We start from the raw sequence: 17,807 nt of genomic DNA, 5'->3' as shown, positions 1-17,807 counted from the left end.
ACGCCATGACGACAAAACGTGTTCAACCGCTAGCCCGCGACGCCATGGCCTATGTACTGGCAGGGGGCCGCGGCAGCCGTCTGAAGGAACTGACAGATCGCCGCGCCAAGCCTGCGGTCTATTTCGGCGGCAAGGCCCGCATCATTGATTTCGCACTTTCCAACGCACTGAACTCCGGTATCCGCCGCTTTGGTGTTGCCACACAATACAAGGCGCATTCGCTGATCCGCCACCTGCAGCGCGGCTGGAACTTCTTCCGGCCAGAGCGTAACGAGAGTTTCGACATTCTGCCAGCCTCCCAACGCGTATCCGAAACGCAGTGGTATGAAGGCACCGCCGACGCCGTTTACCAGAACATCGATATCATTGAGTCCTATGGCCCCGAATATATGGTCATTCTGGCGGGCGACCACATCTACAAGATGGACTACGAGCTGATGCTGCAGCAGCACGTGGATTCCGGCGCGGACGTAACCATCGGCTGCCTGGAAGTGCCGCGCATGGAAGCGACCGGTTTTGGCGTCATGCATGTCAACGACAAGGACGAGATCATCGCCTTCGTGGAGAAGCCGGCAGATCCGCCGGGTATGCCCGACAAGCCGGACTTCGCTCTTGCCTCCATGGGCATCTATGTATTCCACACCAAGTTCCTGATGGAATGCCTGCGCCGCGACGCAGCCGACCCGACTTCCAGCCGGGATTTCGGCAAGGATATCATTCCGTGGATCGTGGCGAACGGTAAGGCCGTGGCACACCGCTTCACCCAGTCCTGCGTGCGTTCCGATTTCGAAAAACAGGCCTATTGGCGCGATGTGGGAACAATCGACGCCTACTGGCAGGCCAATATCGACCTGACAGCCATCGTTCCTGAGCTTGACATTTACGACAAGTCCTGGCCGATCTGGACCTATGCGGAAATCACGCCGCCCGCCAAGTTCGTCCACGACGATGAGAACCGTCGCGGCTCTGCCGTATCTTCCGTCGTCTCGGGCGATTGCATCATCTCCGGTTCCGCGCTGTCCAACAGCCTTTTGTTCACAGGGGTGAGAGCCAACTCCTATTCGCGTCTGGAAGGCGCGGTAATCCTGCCGAATGTTCGCATTGGCCGTCGCGCACAGCTGAAGAATGTGGTGATCGATGCGGGCGTCACCATTCCGGAAGGTCTGGTGGTGGGTGAGGATCCCGAAGTGGATGCCAAGCGGTTCCGCCGCAGCGAGAACGGCATCTGCCTGATCACGCAGCCGATGATCGACAGGCTGGACCTGTAAGAGCGAGCAGACACCAGATCAGATAAATAGCACGATGGAGCGAGCACTTCATCGTGCCACGGCATGGGGGGAGAAGGTGATGGGCATGAAGGTTCTGTCGGTTGCCTCGGAGGTCTATCCGCTGGTGAAAACAGGCGGTCTGGCCGATGTGGCGGGTGCATTGCCGCTGGCTCTGGGCAAGCTCGGCATTGAGATGAAGACATTGATCCCAGGCTATCCGGCGGTCATGGGGGCGCTGCGCGATGTTGCGATTCGCATGACGTTTGAGGATCTGCTTGGTGTTCATGCCGATGTGCTGGAAGCAAAGGTGGCCGGTCTCGATCTCCTGATTCTGGATTGCCCCGCCCTTTTCGACCGGGCGGGCGGGCCCTATCTCGATACGAATGGGCATGATCACTTCGATAACTGGCGACGTTTCGCGGCTCTCTCAAAAGCTGGCGCCGAAATCGCGGCTGGCCATATGCCCGGCTGGAAACCGGATCTCGTGCATATCCATGACTGGCAGACTGGCCTCGTTCCCGCCTATCTCCGCTTTTCCGAAGCGCCTGCGATCCCCAGCGTGATGACCATTCACAACATTGCGTTTCAGGGCAATTTCAACGCCGATATCTTCCCGCAGCTTGGACTTCCTGCCCATGCCTTCGACGTCGAAGGTGTGGAATACTATAATAAGGTGGGTTACCTGAAGGCCGGCATCCAGACCGCCTGGGCGGTGACCACTGTCAGCCCGTCTTACGCGGAGGAAATCCTGACTCCGGACTTTGGTATGGGCATGGAGGGGCTGCTCAATCGTCGCGTGAGCGATCTGCATGGTATCGTCAACGGTATTGATATCGACGTGTGGAATCCGCAGTCGGACAAGGATCTTCAGAATCATTTTACCGCCAGCGATCTCAAGGCGCGTCGACAGAACAAGCGGGCCGTGGAAGCGCAATTCGGGCTTGTGGATGACGAAGCACCACTCTTCTGTGTCATTTCCCGGCTGACCTGGCAGAAGGGTGTGGATCTGATTGCACAGGCTGCTGACGATCTGGTAGCCATGGGCGGCAAGCTTGCGGTTCTCGGTTCCGGTGATGCCGAACTGGTCCATGCACTTCAGGCCGCGGCCAGCCGTCATCCGGGCCGCATTGGCATTCGGGTAGGCTATGACGAACCGCTTTCGCACCTGATGCAGGCCGGATCGGATGCCATTCTCATCCCCTCGCGGTTCGAGCCCTGTGGCCTGACACAACTCTATGGCCTTCGCTACGGTTGCGTGCCGGTGGTTTCCCGCACAGGTGGGCTGAACGATACCGTCATTGATGCCAACCCGGCCGCCGTTGCGGCCAAATCAGCAACGGGCGTGACATTTGGCCCCGTGACCTTGGAAAACTTCAAGCGGGCGCTTCGTCGCGCCGTGCGCCTTTATGGCGACACAAAGACATGGACCCAGATCCAGAAGCAGGGCATGAAATCCGACGTGAGTTGGGAGAAGAGTGCCGGGCTTTACGCAGACCTATATTCCAGCCTTCTACCGAAAGGTTCGCATTGATGATCAAAACCGTCTCGACCACGCCCTATCAGGACCAGAAACCGGGCACGTCCGGCCTGCGCAAGAAGGTGCCGGTGTTCGCGCAGGAAAACTATGCCGAGAACTTCATTCAGTCGATCTTCGACAGCCTGGAGGGCTTTGAGGGCAAGACGCTGGTGATCGGTGGCGATGGCCGCTACTACAACCGCGAAGTCATTCAAAAGGCCCTGAAAATGGCTGCCGCCAATGGCTTCGGCAAGGTCATGGTCGGCAGAGGCGGAATCTTGTCGACGCCTGCCGCGTCGCATGTCATCCGCAAATATGGCGCCTTCGGCGGCATCGTGCTGTCGGCCAGCCACAATCCCGGCGGCCCGACGGAAGACTTCGGTATCAAGTATAATATCGGCAATGGTGGTCCGGCGCCGGAAAAAATCACCGATGCGATCTTTGCCCGCACCAAGGTGATCGACACCTACAAGATCCTCGACGAGGCCGACATAGACCTCGACACTGTCGGCCTTTACGCACTGGGCGATCTGGCGGTGGAAGTCATCGACCCGGTGAAGGACTATGCCGACCTGATGGAAAGCCTGTTCGACTTCAGCGCCATCCACAGCCTGATCGGCTCCGGCTTCCGCGTGGTGATCGATTCGATGAGCGCCGTCACCGGTCCCTATGCGGTGGAGATTCTGGAGAAGCGGCTTGGCGCGCCAGCCGGTTCGGTTCGCAACGAGGTGCCGCTTCCCGACTTCGGCCATCACCACCCGGACCCGAACCTCGTTCACGCCAAAGAGCTCTATGACGGCGTGATGAGCGCGGATGGTCCGGATTTCGGCGCAGCATCCGATGGTGACGGTGACCGTAACATGGTTGTCGGCAAGGGCATGTTCGTCACCCCATCCGACAGCCTGGCCATCATCGCCGCAAATGCCACATGCGCGCCGGGATATGCGGATGGCATTGCCGGTATTGCCCGCTCCATGCCAACCAGCGCTGCCGCTGACCGCGTCGCCGAAAAGCTCGGCATTGGCATGTATGAAACGCCAACCGGCTGGAAGTTCTTTGGCAACCTGCTGGATGCTGGCAAGGCAACCGTCTGCGGCGAAGAAAGCTTCGGTACCGGCTCCAACCACGTGCGCGAAAAGGACGGTCTCTGGGCGGTTCTCTTCTGGCTGAACATCATTGCCGCCAAGAAGAAGAGCGTGAAGGAAATCGTCGAGGCCCATTGGGCGGAATATGGCCGCAACTACTATTCGCGCCACGATTACGAAGAAGTGGATACGGACGCCGCCAACGGTCTGGTTGCTGCGCTTCGCGAAAAACTCAGCTCCCTGCCCGGCCAGAGCTTCGGCGCACTGAAGGTCGAGGCAGCAGATGACTTTGCCTATAACGATCCGGTGGATGGTTCGGTGTCAAAAAACCAGGGCATCCGCGTGCTGTTCGAAGGTGGCAGCCGCGTTGTCTTCAGGCTCTCCGGCACCGGCACATCCGGTGCCACACTTCGCCTTTATGTGGAACGCTATGAGCCAGATGCATCTCGCCACAACATCGAAACGCAGGCGGCCCTGGCGGACCTGATTGCCGTTGCCGACGAGATTGCAGAAATCAGAAAGCGCACGGGCCGCGACGCGCCAACCGTTATAACCTGATCGAACAGGAGGGCACCGCTTAACCGGTGCCCTTCCCCTATGAGGGCTGCCGAATCTCCGGCTCCACGAGAAGCGTCAGCAGAGCAAGTGATTCCTGCCAGCCAAGATAGCAGGCCGCTTCCGGAATCGGATCGGGGATACCTGCCTGCACGATGGTGAGTTCCGTCCCCATCGGTGTCTCCTTGAACTCCACCACCGTTTCCATCTGGCCCGACAGGTTCGGATCATCGAACTGGTCTGTATAGCGAAGTCGCTTGTTCTCAACGAATTCCAGGTACTTGCCACCGAAGGTATGCGTTTCACCCGTCGCAAAATTGGTGAAAGACATGCGAAAAATGCCGCCCTCCTCCGGCTCGAATTCATGCATCCGCGCCGTAAAGCCATGCGGCGGATTCCATTTCACCATGGCGTCGGCATTCGTAAACGCACGAAAGACTCGGTCCACTGGCGCCTTGAGCACACGATGCAGGCGAATGGTCGATGGCATGTTTTCCTCCCCAAAACTGTCGAACTGTGCAAGATGCGTATGACGCGCACCCTGCGTGCGTAAGTTTATACTAATACTATGGCAGTTTCTCGAAGAACTGGAAGCCGCATGCAGCATTCTTTTCTGGGCGCAATCCTGACCGCAGATGGCGTTACCTTCGCAGTCCAGTCTACCCATGCCGAAGGCGTGGAGGTCTGCATCTTCGACGATACGGGACGGCAGGAACTCCAAAGATTGGCGATGACGCCACAAGGCTATGGCCGGTTCACCCTTGCCGTTCCGGGTCTTGCAGAAGGCACCCGTTATGGCTTGCGCGCTTCCGGTCGCTACGATCCAGATCGCGGGCTGTGGTTCGATCCGTCAAAACTGCTGGTCGACCCCTATGCCAAGGAACTGGATCGACCCTACCGCCACGATCAACGTCTTTCACAATTCGGCTTCGATACGGTTGATCTCGTTCCCAAGGCGGTCGTGCGGGCAGACCATGCGATTTCGCAAAAGCCGCCAGTGTTTCGCAAGGGTGGCCTGATCTATGAGCTTGGCGTGCGCCCATTCACCATGCAGCACCCGGATGTGCCGCAGCATGAACGCGGCACGCTGAAGGCCCTTTCACATCCCTCCGTCATCGCGCACCTGAAACGCATTGGTGTCGATGCGGTCGAGCTTCTGCCAATCACCGCCTGGATTGATGAGCGGCATCTGCCGCCGCTTGGGCTGACCAATGGCTGGGGCTACAATCCCGTCACCTTCATGGCGCTCGATCCACGGCTTGCTCCCGGTGGCATGGCGGAACTTGGCGAAACGGTTGCGGAACTGCATCGCAATGGCATCGGCGTCATCCTCGATCTGGTCTTCAATCACACCGGCGAAAGCGATCGCTACGGCGCGACCCTGAGCTTCCGGGGTCTGGATAACCCGACCTTTTACCGGCATCACCCGGACAATGCGGGGGCGTTGATCAACGATACGGGCACCGGCAACACAGTCGCCTGCGACCACCCGACCGTTCGGCGAATGATTGTCGACACCCTTCGCCATTTCGTGCTGAACGCAGGCGTCGATGGGTTCCGTTTCGATCTTGGCACCATTCTGGGCCGCAGCCACGACGGTTTTTCCCGCCATAGCGATACGCTGCTGGCAATCACGCAAGACGAGGTTCTGGCTGACCGGATCCTCATTGCCGAACCCTGGGACATCGGACCAGGCGGCTATCAACTCGGCAATTTCCCGGCGCCGTTTCTCGAATGGAACGACCGCGCTCGCGACGACATGCGCTGCTATTGGCGTGGCGATCCTTCAAAAACGGGAACCCTTGCCAATGCTCTGGCTGGCTCGTCGGAAATCTTTTCCCGCCACGGAGAGACTGAGACCCGCACCGTCAACTTCATCGCAGCCCATGACGGGTTCACGCTGATGGATCTCGTTTCCTATGCCCACAAGCACAACGAGGCCAATGGCGAGGACAATCGTGATGGCCACAACGAAAACCACTCGTGGAACAATGGTATCGAGGGCGCAACCCCTCTCTCCGCCGTGGTGTCAGGGCGCAAACGCGATGTGAAGGCGCTTCTGTCCACCCTGTTTTCAACGCGCGGCACTATCATGCTGACGGCGGGCGATGAGGGTGGGCGCAGCCAGCAGGGCAATAACAATGCCTATGCGCAGGATAACGAGATCACCTGGCTGGACTGGACGACGCTCGATGAGGAGTTGCTGGCGCATACCGCCGAGCTGGCCACCATTCGCCGCCGCTTCTCAGCCTTTGCCGATCTCGACTTCTTTCACGGGAACGGCGACATCACCTGGCTGAACGAACTGGGCGAACCAATGACCATAGCCGATTGGGAGCAGCCGGCGCGTACGCAACTGACCATGCTGCTGCAGACTCTGGATGGTGACACGCAAGCGAATGTGCAACTGGCCGTCGTCTTCAATCGCTCGAGCGAGGTTCGGCAGATCTGCCTGCCGGACGGCACATGGAATGAGCTGCTGGGCGATCGCCCACAGCCCGAAGAAGGGTTTGCTCCGCGTTCGGTAACCTGGCTGGTGTCACAGGAGCATAAAGTGGAACAGTATAAGAGGCTCTGCTGATAAATGCTGGCGCCCCTGAAATTCGCAGAGGATCGTTTGATTATTGCAAAGCGACCCTCCAGATATGAAGTCTATTGTCCGATAGGAACAGAATGACTAAAATCATTTCACTGAAAGACGTCCCTGCCCTGATTGGACAGGAAATCGGCGTGTCCGACTGGATCACTGTCGACCAGACGATGATCAACCAGTTTGCCGATGCTACGCTGGACCAGCAGTTCATCCACACCGACCCGGAAAGAGCGGCAAAGGAAAGCCCCTTCGGAGAAACCATAGCGCATGGCTTTCTCACACTCTCCCTGCTGTCCGCCATGAATTATTCGGCACTTCCTAAGATCCGCGAGCAGACGATGGGCCTGAACTACGGCTTCGACAAGGTCCGTTTCGGCTCACCCGTGCGGGTCGGTCGGCGCGTGAGGGGAAAATTCGTGCTGAAGGAAGCGCGGTATCGCGGAGCCAATATGCTGATGACGAGCTATGACGTGACGGTTGAGATCGAGAACGAACGAAAGCCAGCCATTTCTGGAACATGGCTGACCATCGTTCAATTCGATCCCAAAGACAGGCCTCAGGATATCTGAGGCCTGAAGCTATCAAATGCTTCAGGCTGCATGCCGCCGAGCGCCGGAGCCACTGTCCAGTTGGAAGCCGGAAATCAGGGTGCGCAACCGCTCGCTTTCGCTGGCCAACATGGCGCTGGCGGCCGTCGCCTCTTCCACCATCGCGGCATTGCGTTGTGTGACCTGGTCCATCTGGTTCACCGCAGTATTAACCTCCGCAAGACCTGTTGATTGCTCGGTCGCTGCATTGGAGATGAACCGCATATGATCGTTGATCAGGCGGATATGCGCCTCCACCGTCTGGAGCGCCTGCGTTGTATCGGCAACGAGCGTGACACCACCCCGGACGTAGGTACCGGACTGGCCAATCAACTGACGGATCTCGCCAGCCGCCTTGGATGAACGCTGGGCCAGTTCACGCACCTCCTGCGCAACCACCGCAAAGCCACGCCCTGCCTCGCCTGCGCGCGCCGCTTCAACACCGGCATTCAGGGCAAGCAGGTTTGTCTGGAAGGCAATCTCGTCGATTACACCGATGATGCTTGTGATCTGCTGCGATGAGCTTTCGATAAGGCGCATGGCCTCCGTCATACGATCAAGAACCTGACTGGACTCCGCAACGCTGGCCTGAGCTTCGACAGCGACCGCCTGCGCCTCCTGCACACGGTGCGTGGAGCTCTTCACGTTGGCGGTAATCTCATCCAGTGCCGCGGCCGTTTCCTCAAGGGATGCAGCCTGCTGTTCCGTTCTGTTTGAAAGATCGCTGGCGCTGACGCTGATTTCCCTCGCCCCGCCATCAATCACGAAGGCAGCCCCGGCAACGGTGGAGAGAGTTTCCGCCAGCTGCCTGATTGACCGGTTGAAGTCTGCGCGCAGTTGTTCGAATTCTGCGGTCAGCGGCGTATCAATCGTGTAGAGAAGGTTGCCGCTAGCGAGCTCATGCAGCCCTTTCCCAAGCGCCGAAGTAGCCTGCTGCATCCGCACGGCCCGGTCCCGGGCCTGCACCTCGTTTTCCTGGCGGCTTTCTTCCACAGCAGCACGCTGGGCAGTGGCATCTTTTTCCAATTCCTGGTTCGCCAGAGCATTGCGCCGGAAAATCTCCATGGCTTCCGCCATACGGCCCAATTCGTGGCCAGAGTTCTTCTCAGGGATCACAACGTCGAGCCGCCCCTTGGCAAGCTCGCCCATTGCATTCGTCAAGCCATCGAGAGGCTGGGCGATTGACCGTCTGACGGCCGTCGCCAGGACAAGCTGGATGCAGCAGAGGACTGCAAGACCACTGGTCAGGAACTTGAAGCGGAAGTCGGCATCCTCTGCGGCCTTCTGTTCGGCAGCCTTCCGGAATTCGACAATTGCATTGGCAACCTCTTCGAACTTCGGGCTCAGGCGCGCCTCCAACTGCACAAGATCCGCAATCTGCCGCTGCTCAACAGACATGAGCTGCGCATAATCCTTGAACGCGTTCCAGTAGGAATTCAGCATATTGGTAACGTTCTCATCCGCCGATACGCCGTAGGCCGAGGAGGGAAATGCGGCCATTGCCGCGACCGTCTGCTCAACGGCTTTTACATATTTCTCGTCGCGGCGAAGGATGAAGTCCTTCTCGTTTCGCCTTGCGGTCAGCATGGCAATCTTGATGCGAGGATCTGTCTTATCGTTGAGAGCTTTTTCGATGGAGTGGATGGAGTTTCTGAGCTTGCCCTGTAGCCCGCTGTCCTGATCATAACCCAGATTTTGTCGCGTCTGGGTGACTTGTCCGAACAATGCCTTATAACCTTGGATATCCTGCAGCAGAGCCTGCAACTGCGTAGCCTGGGCAGGCGGCATCTCTGGTTTCCTGAGCACAGTGCCAATCTCGGATTCAAGCTCTCCGGCTCGTTTCTGAAAGGTTGGAACACCGGCGGGCTTTGGCGAGCCGATGTACCGACTGGCCTCCAGCTTGAGCTCTTCGAAGGTCATCTTCGCGCCCACAACATCGTTGGCAAGATTTTGTTGCAGCAGGAGGAGAGCGTTGGCGTGGTCCTGATGCCTGAAGCTTTCACCAAAGAAGGTTGCAACGGCCAGCATACCGGCAAGCGAACCAATCGCCATAATCCATGTGCGCGCCCGGATTGATAATCTACGCAACATGATTTGCTCTCCCCATCATTTAAGTAAGCCCCCCGGCCAATTACTTGCAGAGTTTTCAGTCATTCGAGAACCGCAAGGCTCGCAGGCCGCCATACAGAGAAAAAGCACCTGATGAGATCACTCAGGTAATGCTTTGCTTCTGCGCCATGGCTACCGACCGAAGTCATCTACCTATGATGGAAGAAATATGCTCAACACTAGTAAACAACTAATTATTAAAAATAAAATTTTACTTTAGATAAAGCGCAGTTAAGACAATAGAAAATAGTAGAGTTTTTGAATATTATGGTTATGGAATAAGTAAAGGCCTCACGAAGTCGGCTGACCTCATGAGGCTGCGGCTTTCAATCGACGTCCAGCGCAGTGTCGCGCAGAAGGCCGAAAGCATATTCGGAAAACGAGCGCCAGCATTCCAGCCGGAAGCTCTCTTCGCTGGTGCGCAAGATGACGACTTCGATCTTGCCGAACAGTGTGCGTGCACAGGCACCAACCGGGAAAGCCTTCAAGGAAAAATCCAGCGGGCAACCTCCATTTAGAGCGGCGGAGGTACCAGGCCCCTCAATCAAGATCGCGGTGTTGCGGTGAGAGACATCCGTTGCCGAATGAACGGTGCCGGAAGAGGCGGCAGCCTGCATAAGCCCGCCCTCGCCTTCGTCAATCACCAGCCATTCGTCCGGCCCCAACCAGAGCGCCATACGTGAGCCGGAAGACGACGAGGTCTTTGGGTTCGTCGGCAAGCTCAACCCAAGTGCCGATGAAAGAGCAGGCACGGCGTCCTGTCCTGCGCGCAGCGAAATGCGATGCGCCGCATCGGCAGGCGTTAGCCGCACAGTTGCCGAGCCGCCATGAACACCGGCCAGCGGGCGGTTGCGGATTGCAAGATCAGCCATGGATACGGCCCCCTTCCTTGTCGAAGAACACCATATCCGTCACGGTTGCGGCAATGGTCTTGTCTTTCATCGGAATATAGACGGTCTGGCCCATCCGCGCGCGCCCATCCGCGACCAATGCGATAGCGATCGAGCGACCGAGGTTTTCCGACCAATAGGCAGAAGTGACATGGCCCAGCATGGTCATGGGCTTGGGCTCGTTCGGATCGGCGACGATCTGACCACCCTCTTCCAGCACCTCCGTCAGATCCTGCGTCAACAGCCCGACCAGTTGTTTGCGGCCAGAGCGGATCAGATCCGGGCGCTTTAAGCCGCGAATGCCGACGAAATCCGTCTTCTTCTTCGAAACGGCCCAGCCATAACCGGCATCATCCGGAGTCACGGTTCCATCCGTATCCTGTCCAACGATGATATAGCCCTTCTCGGCGCGCAGCACGTGCATGGTTTCCGTGCCATAGAGGCAGGCACCCAAAGCCTCGCCACGCTCCCAGATGGCCTTCCAGACGGAAGCACCATAATCGGCAGGTACGTTGACTTCGAAACCGATTTCACCGGTAAACGAAACGCGGAACAGCCGCGCCGGAACACCCATGACCGTGCATTCCGCGACGCTCATATGCGGGAAGGCCTCATTGGAAAGGTCGAGACCCTCCACCAGCGGCTCAATGATTTCGCGCGCCTTCGGACCCTGCACGGCAATCACCGCCCATTGCTCGGTGGTAGAGGTGAGCCACACCTTGAGATCCGGGAACTCGGTCTGGAGATAATCTTCCATGTGATGCAGCACGCGCGGCGCACCACCCGTGGTCGTCGTCACGTGGAAGCGGTCCTCAGCCAGACGACCGACAACGCCGTCATCATAGATGAAGCCGTCTTCGCGCGTCATGATGCCATAGCGGCATTTGCCGGGCTTCAGATTGTCCCAGGCATTGGTGTACATGAGGTTCAGGAACTTCGCCGCATCCGGACCGACCACCTCGATCTTGCCGAGCGTGGAAGCGTCGAAGATACCAGCCACCTCACGCGCCGTCCGGCACTCGCGGTTGACCGCGGCATGCATGTCCTCGCCACGGCGAGGGAAATACCAGGCACGCTTCCAGTTGCCGACATCCTCGAACTCCGCACCTGCGGCCACCAGTTCGGTATGCAGCGGCGTCTTGCGGGCAGGATCGAACAGGTCGCCACGCGAATGGGCAATCAGCGTGCCGTAAGTCACCGGCGTGTAGGGCGCACGGAAGGTGGTGAGGCCCACCTGCGGAATATCCTTGCCCAGCATCTCCGCCGCAATCGCCAGACCATGCATGTTGGACAGCTTGCCCTGATCGGATGCCATGCCATTGGTGGTGAAGCGTTTGATGTGCTCGATGGAATGCATGCCTTCGCGCACGGCAAGGCGAATATCCTTCGCCGTCACGTCGTGCTGGAAATCCACGAAAGCCTTGACCGCCGTATCCGGGCCTGCCCCTTCGGCAGCGCCGATCATGCCGCCCGTCCAGCCATAGGCACTTTCGCCAGAGAGGCTCAAAGAGCAGCCGCCTGCCGATGCCGCTTCTGCCAGAAGCGCACCGATGTCATCGGTTCCGTTGCAGGCTCCGACTGAAACGCAGTTCTCCGCATAGACATTTGGCAGGAAGCGCTGGTTCTCGACGTCGAACTTCAGCTTGCCGCGCGACTGCGAGAAGAGATGCACCGAAGGCGTCCAGCCGCCGGACATCAGAAGCGCATCGACCGGGATCTTGCGATGGTTGGTAGAGCCGTTGCGCGCCACCGTCATCGAGGAAATGCGAAGCCGCCCTGACGTATTGACGACCGAATAGCCGGACAGCACCTCAATTCCCAGATTGCGCGCAGCGGCAAGCAGTGCTTCACTTGGCTTGGCACGACAATCGACAATGGAAACGACGTCGATACCGGCGCGCTTGAGGTCGAAGGCTGCTTCATAGGCGCTGTCATGAGCCGTGTAGACGCCGACCTTCGAGCCGACGGCAACACCGTAATGGTTGAGGTACATGCGAGCCGCCGAAGCAAGCATGATGCCGGGACGGTCGTTATTGGCAAAGACCATATGGCGCTCGATTGCGCCGGTTGCCAGCACCACCTTTTTCGCTCGCACCTGCCACAAGCGTTCACGCGGGAGAGACTTGTCCGGGCGCGGCAGGTGATCCGTCACCCGCTCCGCAAGGCCGATGAAATTGTGATTATAGTAGCCAAACACGGTGGTGCGCGTCAGCACGCGCACATTCGGCATGGCTTTTAGCTTGGCGAGAACGCCTTGCGCCCAGTCGTAACCCGGCTTGCCGTCGATCACGGTTCCCGTGTCGAACAGAAGTGCACCGCCAACCTCCGCCCGCTCATCGGCCAGAATGACTTGCGCTCCGGTTTCAGCCGCGGAAAGTGCCGCCGTCAGGCCTGCCGCACCGGCACCGGCCACCAGCACATCGCAATGGGCAAAGCGGTTGGCGTAATGATCCGGGTCCTCTTCCTTCGGCGCAACACCCAGACCGGCAGCCCGACGGATGATCGGCTCATAGAGCTTCGCCCAGGCTTCGCGCGGCCACATGAACGTCTTGTAGTAAAAGCCTGCCGCGAAGAATGGCGAAAGCAGATTGTTGATGCCGCCGATATCGAACGACAGGAACGGCCAGCGGTTCTGCGACTGGATGATCGCACCGTCGAAGACCTCCTGCACACTCGCGCGCACATTGGGCTGACGGCGTGCACTGTCGCGCGCCACATCCAGAAGCGCATTCGGCTCTTCCGCACCAGCAGACAGAACTCCGCGAGGACGGTGATACTTGAACGACCGGCCCATGAGATGCACGCCATTCGCCAGAAGCGCAGAGGCGACGGTATCGCCTTCCAGCGCCGTATAAATCTTGCCGTCGAAGGTAAAACGCGCCTTGCGGGCAGGCGTCAGCCGTCCGGCACCCTTGATGCGATGAGACGTCATGCCGCATCTCCTTCCACAGTTTCGGAGGCGCCCGGAACCGGCTGACGCGGAAGGCCGGCCTTGTAGCTCAACAGGAACTTGTCGCTGACAGTATCGCGAATCGTATTGAAGAAGCGCCCGCAGCCATGAATGTGCCGCCAGCGTTCCCAGGCGATGCCCTTGGTGTTGTCGCGAATGAAGAAATACTCCGCAAAGGCTTCATCCGAGATTTCAGCAATGTTCTCAGGGCGCGCAATATGCGCTTCGCCCGCCCAGCGGAATTCCAGTTCGGAACGGCTTTCGCCACAATAGGGGCAATGGATCAAGAGCATGAATGTCCCCTTATCAATGCGCGACGGCGGCGGCAGCCGCTTCGTCGATCAGGCGTCCGGTCCGGAAACGATCCAGCGTCAACCCTTGCGCCAGACGATGCGGCTCGCCCTTGGCAATCAGCCAGGCAAACAGATTTGCAGAACCAGGCGTTGCCTTGAAGCCACCCGTTCCCCAGCCGCAATTGACGAAGAGGTTCGGCACTGGCGTCACGCTCTGGATGGCGGAACGATCCGGGGTGTTATCGGTGATGCCACCCCACTGGCGCATCATCTTCACACGGCGGAAGATCGGGAAAAGCTCGCAAATGGCGTCGAGCGTATGCGTGATGATCTGCAATCCGCCCGTCTGCGAATAGGAGTGATACTGGTCGGTGCCGGCACCGATCACCAGTTCGCCCTTGTCAGACTGCGAAATATAGGCATGCACCGTGTTGGACATGACCACGCAGGGGAAAATCGGCTTCAGCGGCTCAGACACCAGAGCTTGCAACGGATTGCTTGTCAGCGGCACGCGCACATCCGCCATTTGCATGACGACCGAGGAATGTCCGGCTGCGGAGACGCCAATCTTGCGCGCACCGATGAAGCCGCGATTGGTTTCTACGCCGGTGACTTCGCCATTTGGGCCACGGCGAATGCCGGTGACTTCGCAGTTCTGGATGATGTGAACGCCGCGATCGGACGCCGCGCGCGCATAGCCCCAGGCAACCGCATCATGACGCGCAGTGCCACCGCGCTTCTGCAACGCCGCACCATTGATGGGGTACCTTGCTGTTTTTGAAATATCGAGCGGCGGACAGAACTTCTTCGCCTCTTCCGGCGTCAGCCATTCATTGTCGATGCCATAGAGCCGGTTGGCATTGATGTGCCGCTTGAAGCTCTGCATGTCATGTGTGTTGTGCGACAGCATCATGACGCCGCGCGGCGAATACATGACGTTATAATTGAGATCCTGGCTCAAGCCTTCCCACAGCTTCAGGGAGTGCTCGTAGATATCCATGCTCTCTTCGTAGAGATAGTTGGAGCGGATGATGGTGGTGTTGCGGCCCGTATTACCGCCACCCAGCCAGCCCTTTTCGATCACCGCGACATTGGTAATGCCGTGTTCCTTCGCGAGATAATAGGCAGCACCCAGACCATGGCCGCCAGCGCCAATGATAATCACATCATAAGAAGAACGCGGCTCGGGAGAAGTCCATTGCTGCTCCCAACCCTTGTGGCTGCGCATGGCCTCCCGGGCCACCGCAAAGACCGAATATTTGCGCATATCTGCCTTTAGCTCCTTGAGGCGGAATAGCCTGTCGTGGAGCCATACAAATCGCAAATCGAGACGCGTCGCAATGGTTGCTTTGCGACGCATACAGGCATCTGTTTCGACACACGCAAATTTGTTGGTGTGCCCGACATCCATTGCGCAAGGATCAGGAGAGGCGCAGCAAAACCTTGCCCTTGCGTCCGCGCTCTACAGCAGCATCCACCGCCTTGGGGGCATCGGCAAGCTCAAACACCGCATCGACCTGAAGCTTAAGCTCGCCTTTGGCAGCCCGCGTGACCAGCTCGCCGATCATGCGACCGGCATCCTCGCGCGACATGGTTTCCATCAACTTGGCAAGCCAGAACCCTTTCACCACCGCCTGTTTGAAAATGACATCTCCGGCAGAAATCCGCATCTTTTCGCCTGACATCACGCCAAACGAAATGAGTTGGCCACCCTCGCCCAGAAGTGACAGCAGGTCGCCAGAGGCATCTCCGCCCACACCATCGATGGCAACCGCGATTGGCGATGTACCCGTCAGCGACGTTACCGTCTCCTTCCAATTCGGCGCATCGGTCGCAATAACGTTTTCAATGCCAAGCTCCTTCAGCTCTTCAACCGCATCAGCACGGCGCACAAGGTTGATGACATGAATGCCACGCGGCTTGGCAAGCTGCGCCAGTACCTTGCCGACCGCACCATTGGCAGCATTCTGGATAAGCCACTGGCCTTCGCGGATACCGGTGAATTCCAGAAGCGTCAAAGCGCTCAGGGGCATGGCAATCAGCTGCGCCGCCGTTTCATCATCGATGCTCTCTGGCATCGGCACACAGGAGGCGCCCTTCGCTATGGCATATTCCGCCCAGGCCCCCTTGAGACCGCTGGCAACCACACGCTGACCGACAGAGACACCCTGCACACCCTCGCCCAGCGCATCGACAATGCCCACACCTTCGCTACCGGCCCCAGCCGGAAGCGGCGGCTTGTAACCATATTGGCCGCTGACCGTCAGCACATCATGATTGTGGATCGGAGACAAAATCATGCGCAGGCGCACCTCGCCAGCCGCGGGTTCCGGCTTGGAAAGCTCCTGAACCGCGAGCACATCGGAGGGTTTGCCGAACTCCGAATATGAAAGGCCTTGCATATTGCTTCTCCTGTCCTGTCGTTATTGAAACCTGCCGGTATATGCGCCTTGTTTTCTAAAATTCAAATCGCAGCATCTTTTTCATCAAGCCTTGATGGGGCCGTGCATAGTACTGGACCCGCTGGATTCAATGGGTTTTGCACAATTTAGCAAACGGAGCCGCCAAGCCCGCTGGACTTCGTAAATCCCTTCTGTTATGTGCCTTCACCAATCGCATGGCTGCGGCCATGGAAACCTATTGTTTCGCCTTCAGTACTGCGCTGTCAGGCGGCTAACTCGAATAACCAAAGGAACGGGATTCACGTGCAGGTACTTGTCCGCGACAACAACGTTGATCAGGCTCTCCGCGCTCTCAAGAAGAAGATGCAGCGCGAAGGCATCTTCCGCGAAATGAAGATGCGCGATTATTACGAGAAGCCTTCCCAGAAGCGCGCTCGTGAAAAGGCAGAAGCTGTGCGCCGCGTGCGCAAGCTGGCCCGTAAGCGCGCACAGCGTGAAGGTCTGGTTGCTGCTGGTCGCACCGGCCGCTGATTGGCCGTCTTTTCGACGTTATTTCGTGATTGAAGGGCGGGGGCGAATTTTCGCCGCCGCTTTTTTTGGTTTCCCGGATCGCCGCCTTACACGTAAAGACACGAGGAATTGTGCCTGATGGCCGCTACGACCGCAGCAAATTCGCCTGAACTTCCAACCCCAGAAACAAGGCAGACGAATCGCCGCTTGCAGGTTCGCATCGCGGGACCAATGCTGCTGCTCAGCGGACTGCTGCTGGCTGGTTGCGAAACAACGACCAGCACCGACCTCATCCGTCTTGATCGCGCGCAAGGGTCTGAGCAGAACATTGCCTCCCTCTCTTCAGTCATTCAGGCAAACCCGCAGGATCCGGAAGGCTATAATGTTCGCGGCGCGGCCTATGGACGTTCCGGTGAGTTCAAGCGCGCCGTGGACGATTTCAACCGCGCAATCCAGCTGAATCCTCGCTTCTTCCAGGCCTATGCGAACCGTGCGCTCGTCTACCGTAATATGGGCAAGCCAGCGGAAGCTGTAAATGACTATAACACCGCGCTTCAGATCAACCCGAATTACGACGTGGCCCTGATCGGACGCGGGAACATCTATCGTCAGGCTGGCCGCATCAACGAGGCCTTCAATGATTTCGACCGCGCAATCCAGCAGGACACGACGGATGGTCGCGCCTGGCATGGCCGTGGTCTGATCTACCAGGTTCGCGGGCAGCACGCCCAGGCGATCGAAGACTTCTCCAAGGCCATCTCGTTGTCTCCGGGTTCGCCAGAACCCTATAACGGCCGCGGCGTATCCTATGTCGCGCTGAACAACGATGACAATGCCTTTGCCGACTTCAACCATGCCATCGAGCTGAACGACAAGATTGCCGAATCCTGGGCGAATCAGGCGCTGGTCTATGAGCGCCGCGGCGACAAGGCGCGCGCCTACAAGTCCTACAACCATGCTGTTCGTCTGGACCCAAACTACAAGCCTGCACAGGACGGTGCTGCACGCACGCGCAGTGGCCCGGCTGCCGCGGGCTGACAAGATCTCAC

14 protein-coding genes are annotated in these 17,807 nt (G+C 58.4%); 7 read left to right on the top strand and 7 right to left on the bottom strand.

The genetic code is table 11. From position 1 onward, the window contains the following. Positions 1-5 precede the first annotated feature (5 nt). The 3 genes from glgC (at position 6) to E8M78_RS02075 (ending at position 4,427) form a co-directional block, all read left to right on the top strand. Positions 6-1,268: a glucose-1-phosphate adenylyltransferase gene (gene glgC, locus E8M78_RS02085; RefSeq protein WP_137133484.1), complete on the top strand. Its 1,263-nt coding sequence runs from the start codon at positions 6-8 to the stop codon at positions 1,266-1,268. 85 nt (positions 1,269-1,353) lie between these two features. Beyond that, complete coding sequence (glgA, locus tag E8M78_RS02080; RefSeq protein ID WP_137133589.1) at positions 1,354-2,799, top strand: glycogen synthase GlgA; 1,446 nt, start codon at positions 1,354-1,356, stop codon at positions 2,797-2,799. Beyond that, on the top strand, positions 2,799-4,427 hold the full coding sequence (locus tag E8M78_RS02075) for an alpha-D-glucose phosphate-specific phosphoglucomutase (protein WP_137133483.1): 1,629 nt from the start codon (positions 2,799-2,801) through the stop codon (positions 4,425-4,427). Before glgA ends, E8M78_RS02075 begins: the two co-directional genes overlap by 1 nt. A gap of 37 nt (positions 4,428-4,464) precedes the next feature. On the opposite strand, the gene E8M78_RS02070 is transcribed toward E8M78_RS02075, so the two are convergent. Beyond that, positions 4,465-4,914: an SRPBCC family protein gene (locus tag E8M78_RS02070; protein WP_137133482.1), complete on the bottom strand. Its 450-nt coding sequence runs from the start codon at positions 4,912-4,914 to the stop codon at positions 4,465-4,467. Between the two features lie 108 nt (positions 4,915-5,022). On the opposite strand from E8M78_RS02070, the gene glgX reads away from it, so the two are divergent. Beyond that, positions 5,023-7,005, top strand: a complete 1,983-nt coding sequence (glgX, locus tag E8M78_RS02065; RefSeq protein WP_137133481.1) for a glycogen debranching protein GlgX — start codon at positions 5,023-5,025, stop codon at positions 7,003-7,005. 92 nt (positions 7,006-7,097) lie between these two features. Further along, the gene (locus E8M78_RS02060) at positions 7,098-7,586 is read left to right on the top strand and encodes a MaoC family dehydratase (RefSeq protein WP_137133480.1); all 489 of its coding nucleotides are present in this window, start codon (positions 7,098-7,100) and stop codon (positions 7,584-7,586) included. 21 nt (positions 7,587-7,607) lie between these two features. On the opposite strand, the gene E8M78_RS02055 is transcribed toward E8M78_RS02060, so the two are convergent. The 6 genes from E8M78_RS02055 to E8M78_RS02030 form a co-directional block, all read right to left on the bottom strand. After that, positions 7,608-9,695 carry a methyl-accepting chemotaxis protein gene (locus tag E8M78_RS02055; protein WP_246658195.1) on the bottom strand — a complete coding sequence of 696 codons (2,088 nt, stop codon included), beginning with the start codon at positions 9,693-9,695 and terminating at the stop codon, positions 7,608-7,610. Positions 9,696-10,039: 344 nt separating this feature from the next. Continuing rightward, positions 10,040-10,585: a sarcosine oxidase subunit gamma gene (locus E8M78_RS02050; RefSeq protein ID WP_137133479.1), complete on the bottom strand. Its 546-nt coding sequence runs from the start codon at positions 10,583-10,585 to the stop codon at positions 10,040-10,042. Continuing rightward, positions 10,578-13,535 (bottom strand): sarcosine oxidase subunit alpha, encoded by a 2,958-nt coding sequence (locus tag E8M78_RS02045; protein WP_137133478.1) that lies wholly within the window; start codon positions 13,533-13,535, stop codon positions 10,578-10,580. Before E8M78_RS02045 ends, E8M78_RS02050 begins: the two co-directional genes overlap by 8 nt. Continuing rightward, the gene (locus E8M78_RS02040) at positions 13,532-13,846 is read right to left on the bottom strand and encodes a sarcosine oxidase subunit delta (protein WP_137133477.1); all 315 of its coding nucleotides are present in this window, start codon (positions 13,844-13,846) and stop codon (positions 13,532-13,534) included. Before E8M78_RS02040 ends, E8M78_RS02045 begins: the two co-directional genes overlap by 4 nt. Positions 13,847-13,859: 13 nt before the next feature. After that, positions 13,860-15,113, bottom strand: coding sequence for a sarcosine oxidase subunit beta family protein (locus E8M78_RS02035; RefSeq protein ID WP_137133587.1), 1,254 nt, complete (start codon positions 15,111-15,113; stop codon positions 13,860-13,862). Between the two features lie 154 nt (positions 15,114-15,267). Then, a complete protein-coding gene (locus E8M78_RS02030) occupies positions 15,268-16,248 on the bottom strand; it encodes a zinc-binding dehydrogenase (protein WP_137133476.1) in 981 nt (326 codons plus the stop codon). A 303-nt stretch (positions 16,249-16,551) separates the two neighbouring features. Here E8M78_RS02030 and rpsU point away from each other — a divergent pair, with 303 nt between their 5' ends. Both rpsU and E8M78_RS02020 read left to right on the top strand, forming a co-directional pair. Beyond that, positions 16,552-16,779, top strand: coding sequence for a 30S ribosomal protein S21 (gene rpsU / locus E8M78_RS02025; protein WP_062555758.1), 228 nt, complete (start codon positions 16,552-16,554; stop codon positions 16,777-16,779). A 117-nt stretch (positions 16,780-16,896) separates the two neighbouring features. Continuing rightward, on the top strand, positions 16,897-17,796 hold the full coding sequence (locus tag E8M78_RS02020; protein WP_137133475.1) for a tetratricopeptide repeat protein: 900 nt from the start codon (positions 16,897-16,899) through the stop codon (positions 17,794-17,796). The last annotated feature ends 11 nt before the right edge of the window (positions 17,797-17,807 follow it).

Origin of the sequence: Rhizobium sp. FKY42 (assembly GCF_005222835.1) — a bacterium.
In the GTDB taxonomy this organism is placed as follows: Bacteria; Pseudomonadota; Alphaproteobacteria; order Rhizobiales; family Rhizobiaceae; genus Neorhizobium.
Note: the sequence above shows the minus strand (reverse complement) of the source record. Positions and strands in the feature narration are given on the sequence as shown.

Bases quoted from the DNA above. Each gene is read 5' to 3' on its own strand.
- E8M78_RS02045 (WP_137133478.1), bottom strand. From the start codon at position 13,535: ATGACGTCTCATCGCATCAAGGGTGCCGGACGGCTGACGCCTGCCCGC.
- glgC (WP_137133484.1), top strand. From the start codon at position 6: ATGACGACAAAACGTGTTCAACCGCTAGCCCGCGACGCCATGGCCTAT.
- E8M78_RS02035 (WP_137133587.1), bottom strand. From the start codon at position 15,113: ATGCGCAAATATTCGGTCTTTGCGGTGGCCCGGGAGGCCATGCGCAGC.
- glgX (WP_137133481.1), top strand. From the start codon at position 5,023: ATGCAGCATTCTTTTCTGGGCGCAATCCTGACCGCAGATGGCGTTACC.
- E8M78_RS02040 (WP_137133477.1), bottom strand. From the start codon at position 13,846: ATGCTCTTGATCCATTGCCCCTATTGTGGCGAAAGCCGTTCCGAACTG.
- E8M78_RS02055 (WP_246658195.1), bottom strand. From the start codon at position 9,695: ATGTTGCGTAGATTATCAATCCGGGCGCGCACATGGATTATGGCGATT.
- glgA (WP_137133589.1), top strand. From the start codon at position 1,354: ATGAAGGTTCTGTCGGTTGCCTCGGAGGTCTATCCGCTGGTGAAAACA.
- E8M78_RS02050 (WP_137133479.1), bottom strand. From the start codon at position 10,585: ATGGCTGATCTTGCAATCCGCAACCGCCCGCTGGCCGGTGTTCATGGC.
- E8M78_RS02075 (WP_137133483.1), top strand. From the start codon at position 2,799: ATGATCAAAACCGTCTCGACCACGCCCTATCAGGACCAGAAACCGGGC.
- E8M78_RS02060 (WP_137133480.1), top strand. From the start codon at position 7,098: ATGACTAAAATCATTTCACTGAAAGACGTCCCTGCCCTGATTGGACAG.
- E8M78_RS02030 (WP_137133476.1), bottom strand. From the start codon at position 16,248: ATGCAAGGCCTTTCATATTCGGAGTTCGGCAAACCCTCCGATGTGCTC.
- E8M78_RS02020 (WP_137133475.1), top strand. From the start codon at position 16,897: ATGGCCGCTACGACCGCAGCAAATTCGCCTGAACTTCCAACCCCAGAA.
- E8M78_RS02070 (WP_137133482.1), bottom strand. From the start codon at position 4,914: ATGCCATCGACCATTCGCCTGCATCGTGTGCTCAAGGCGCCAGTGGAC.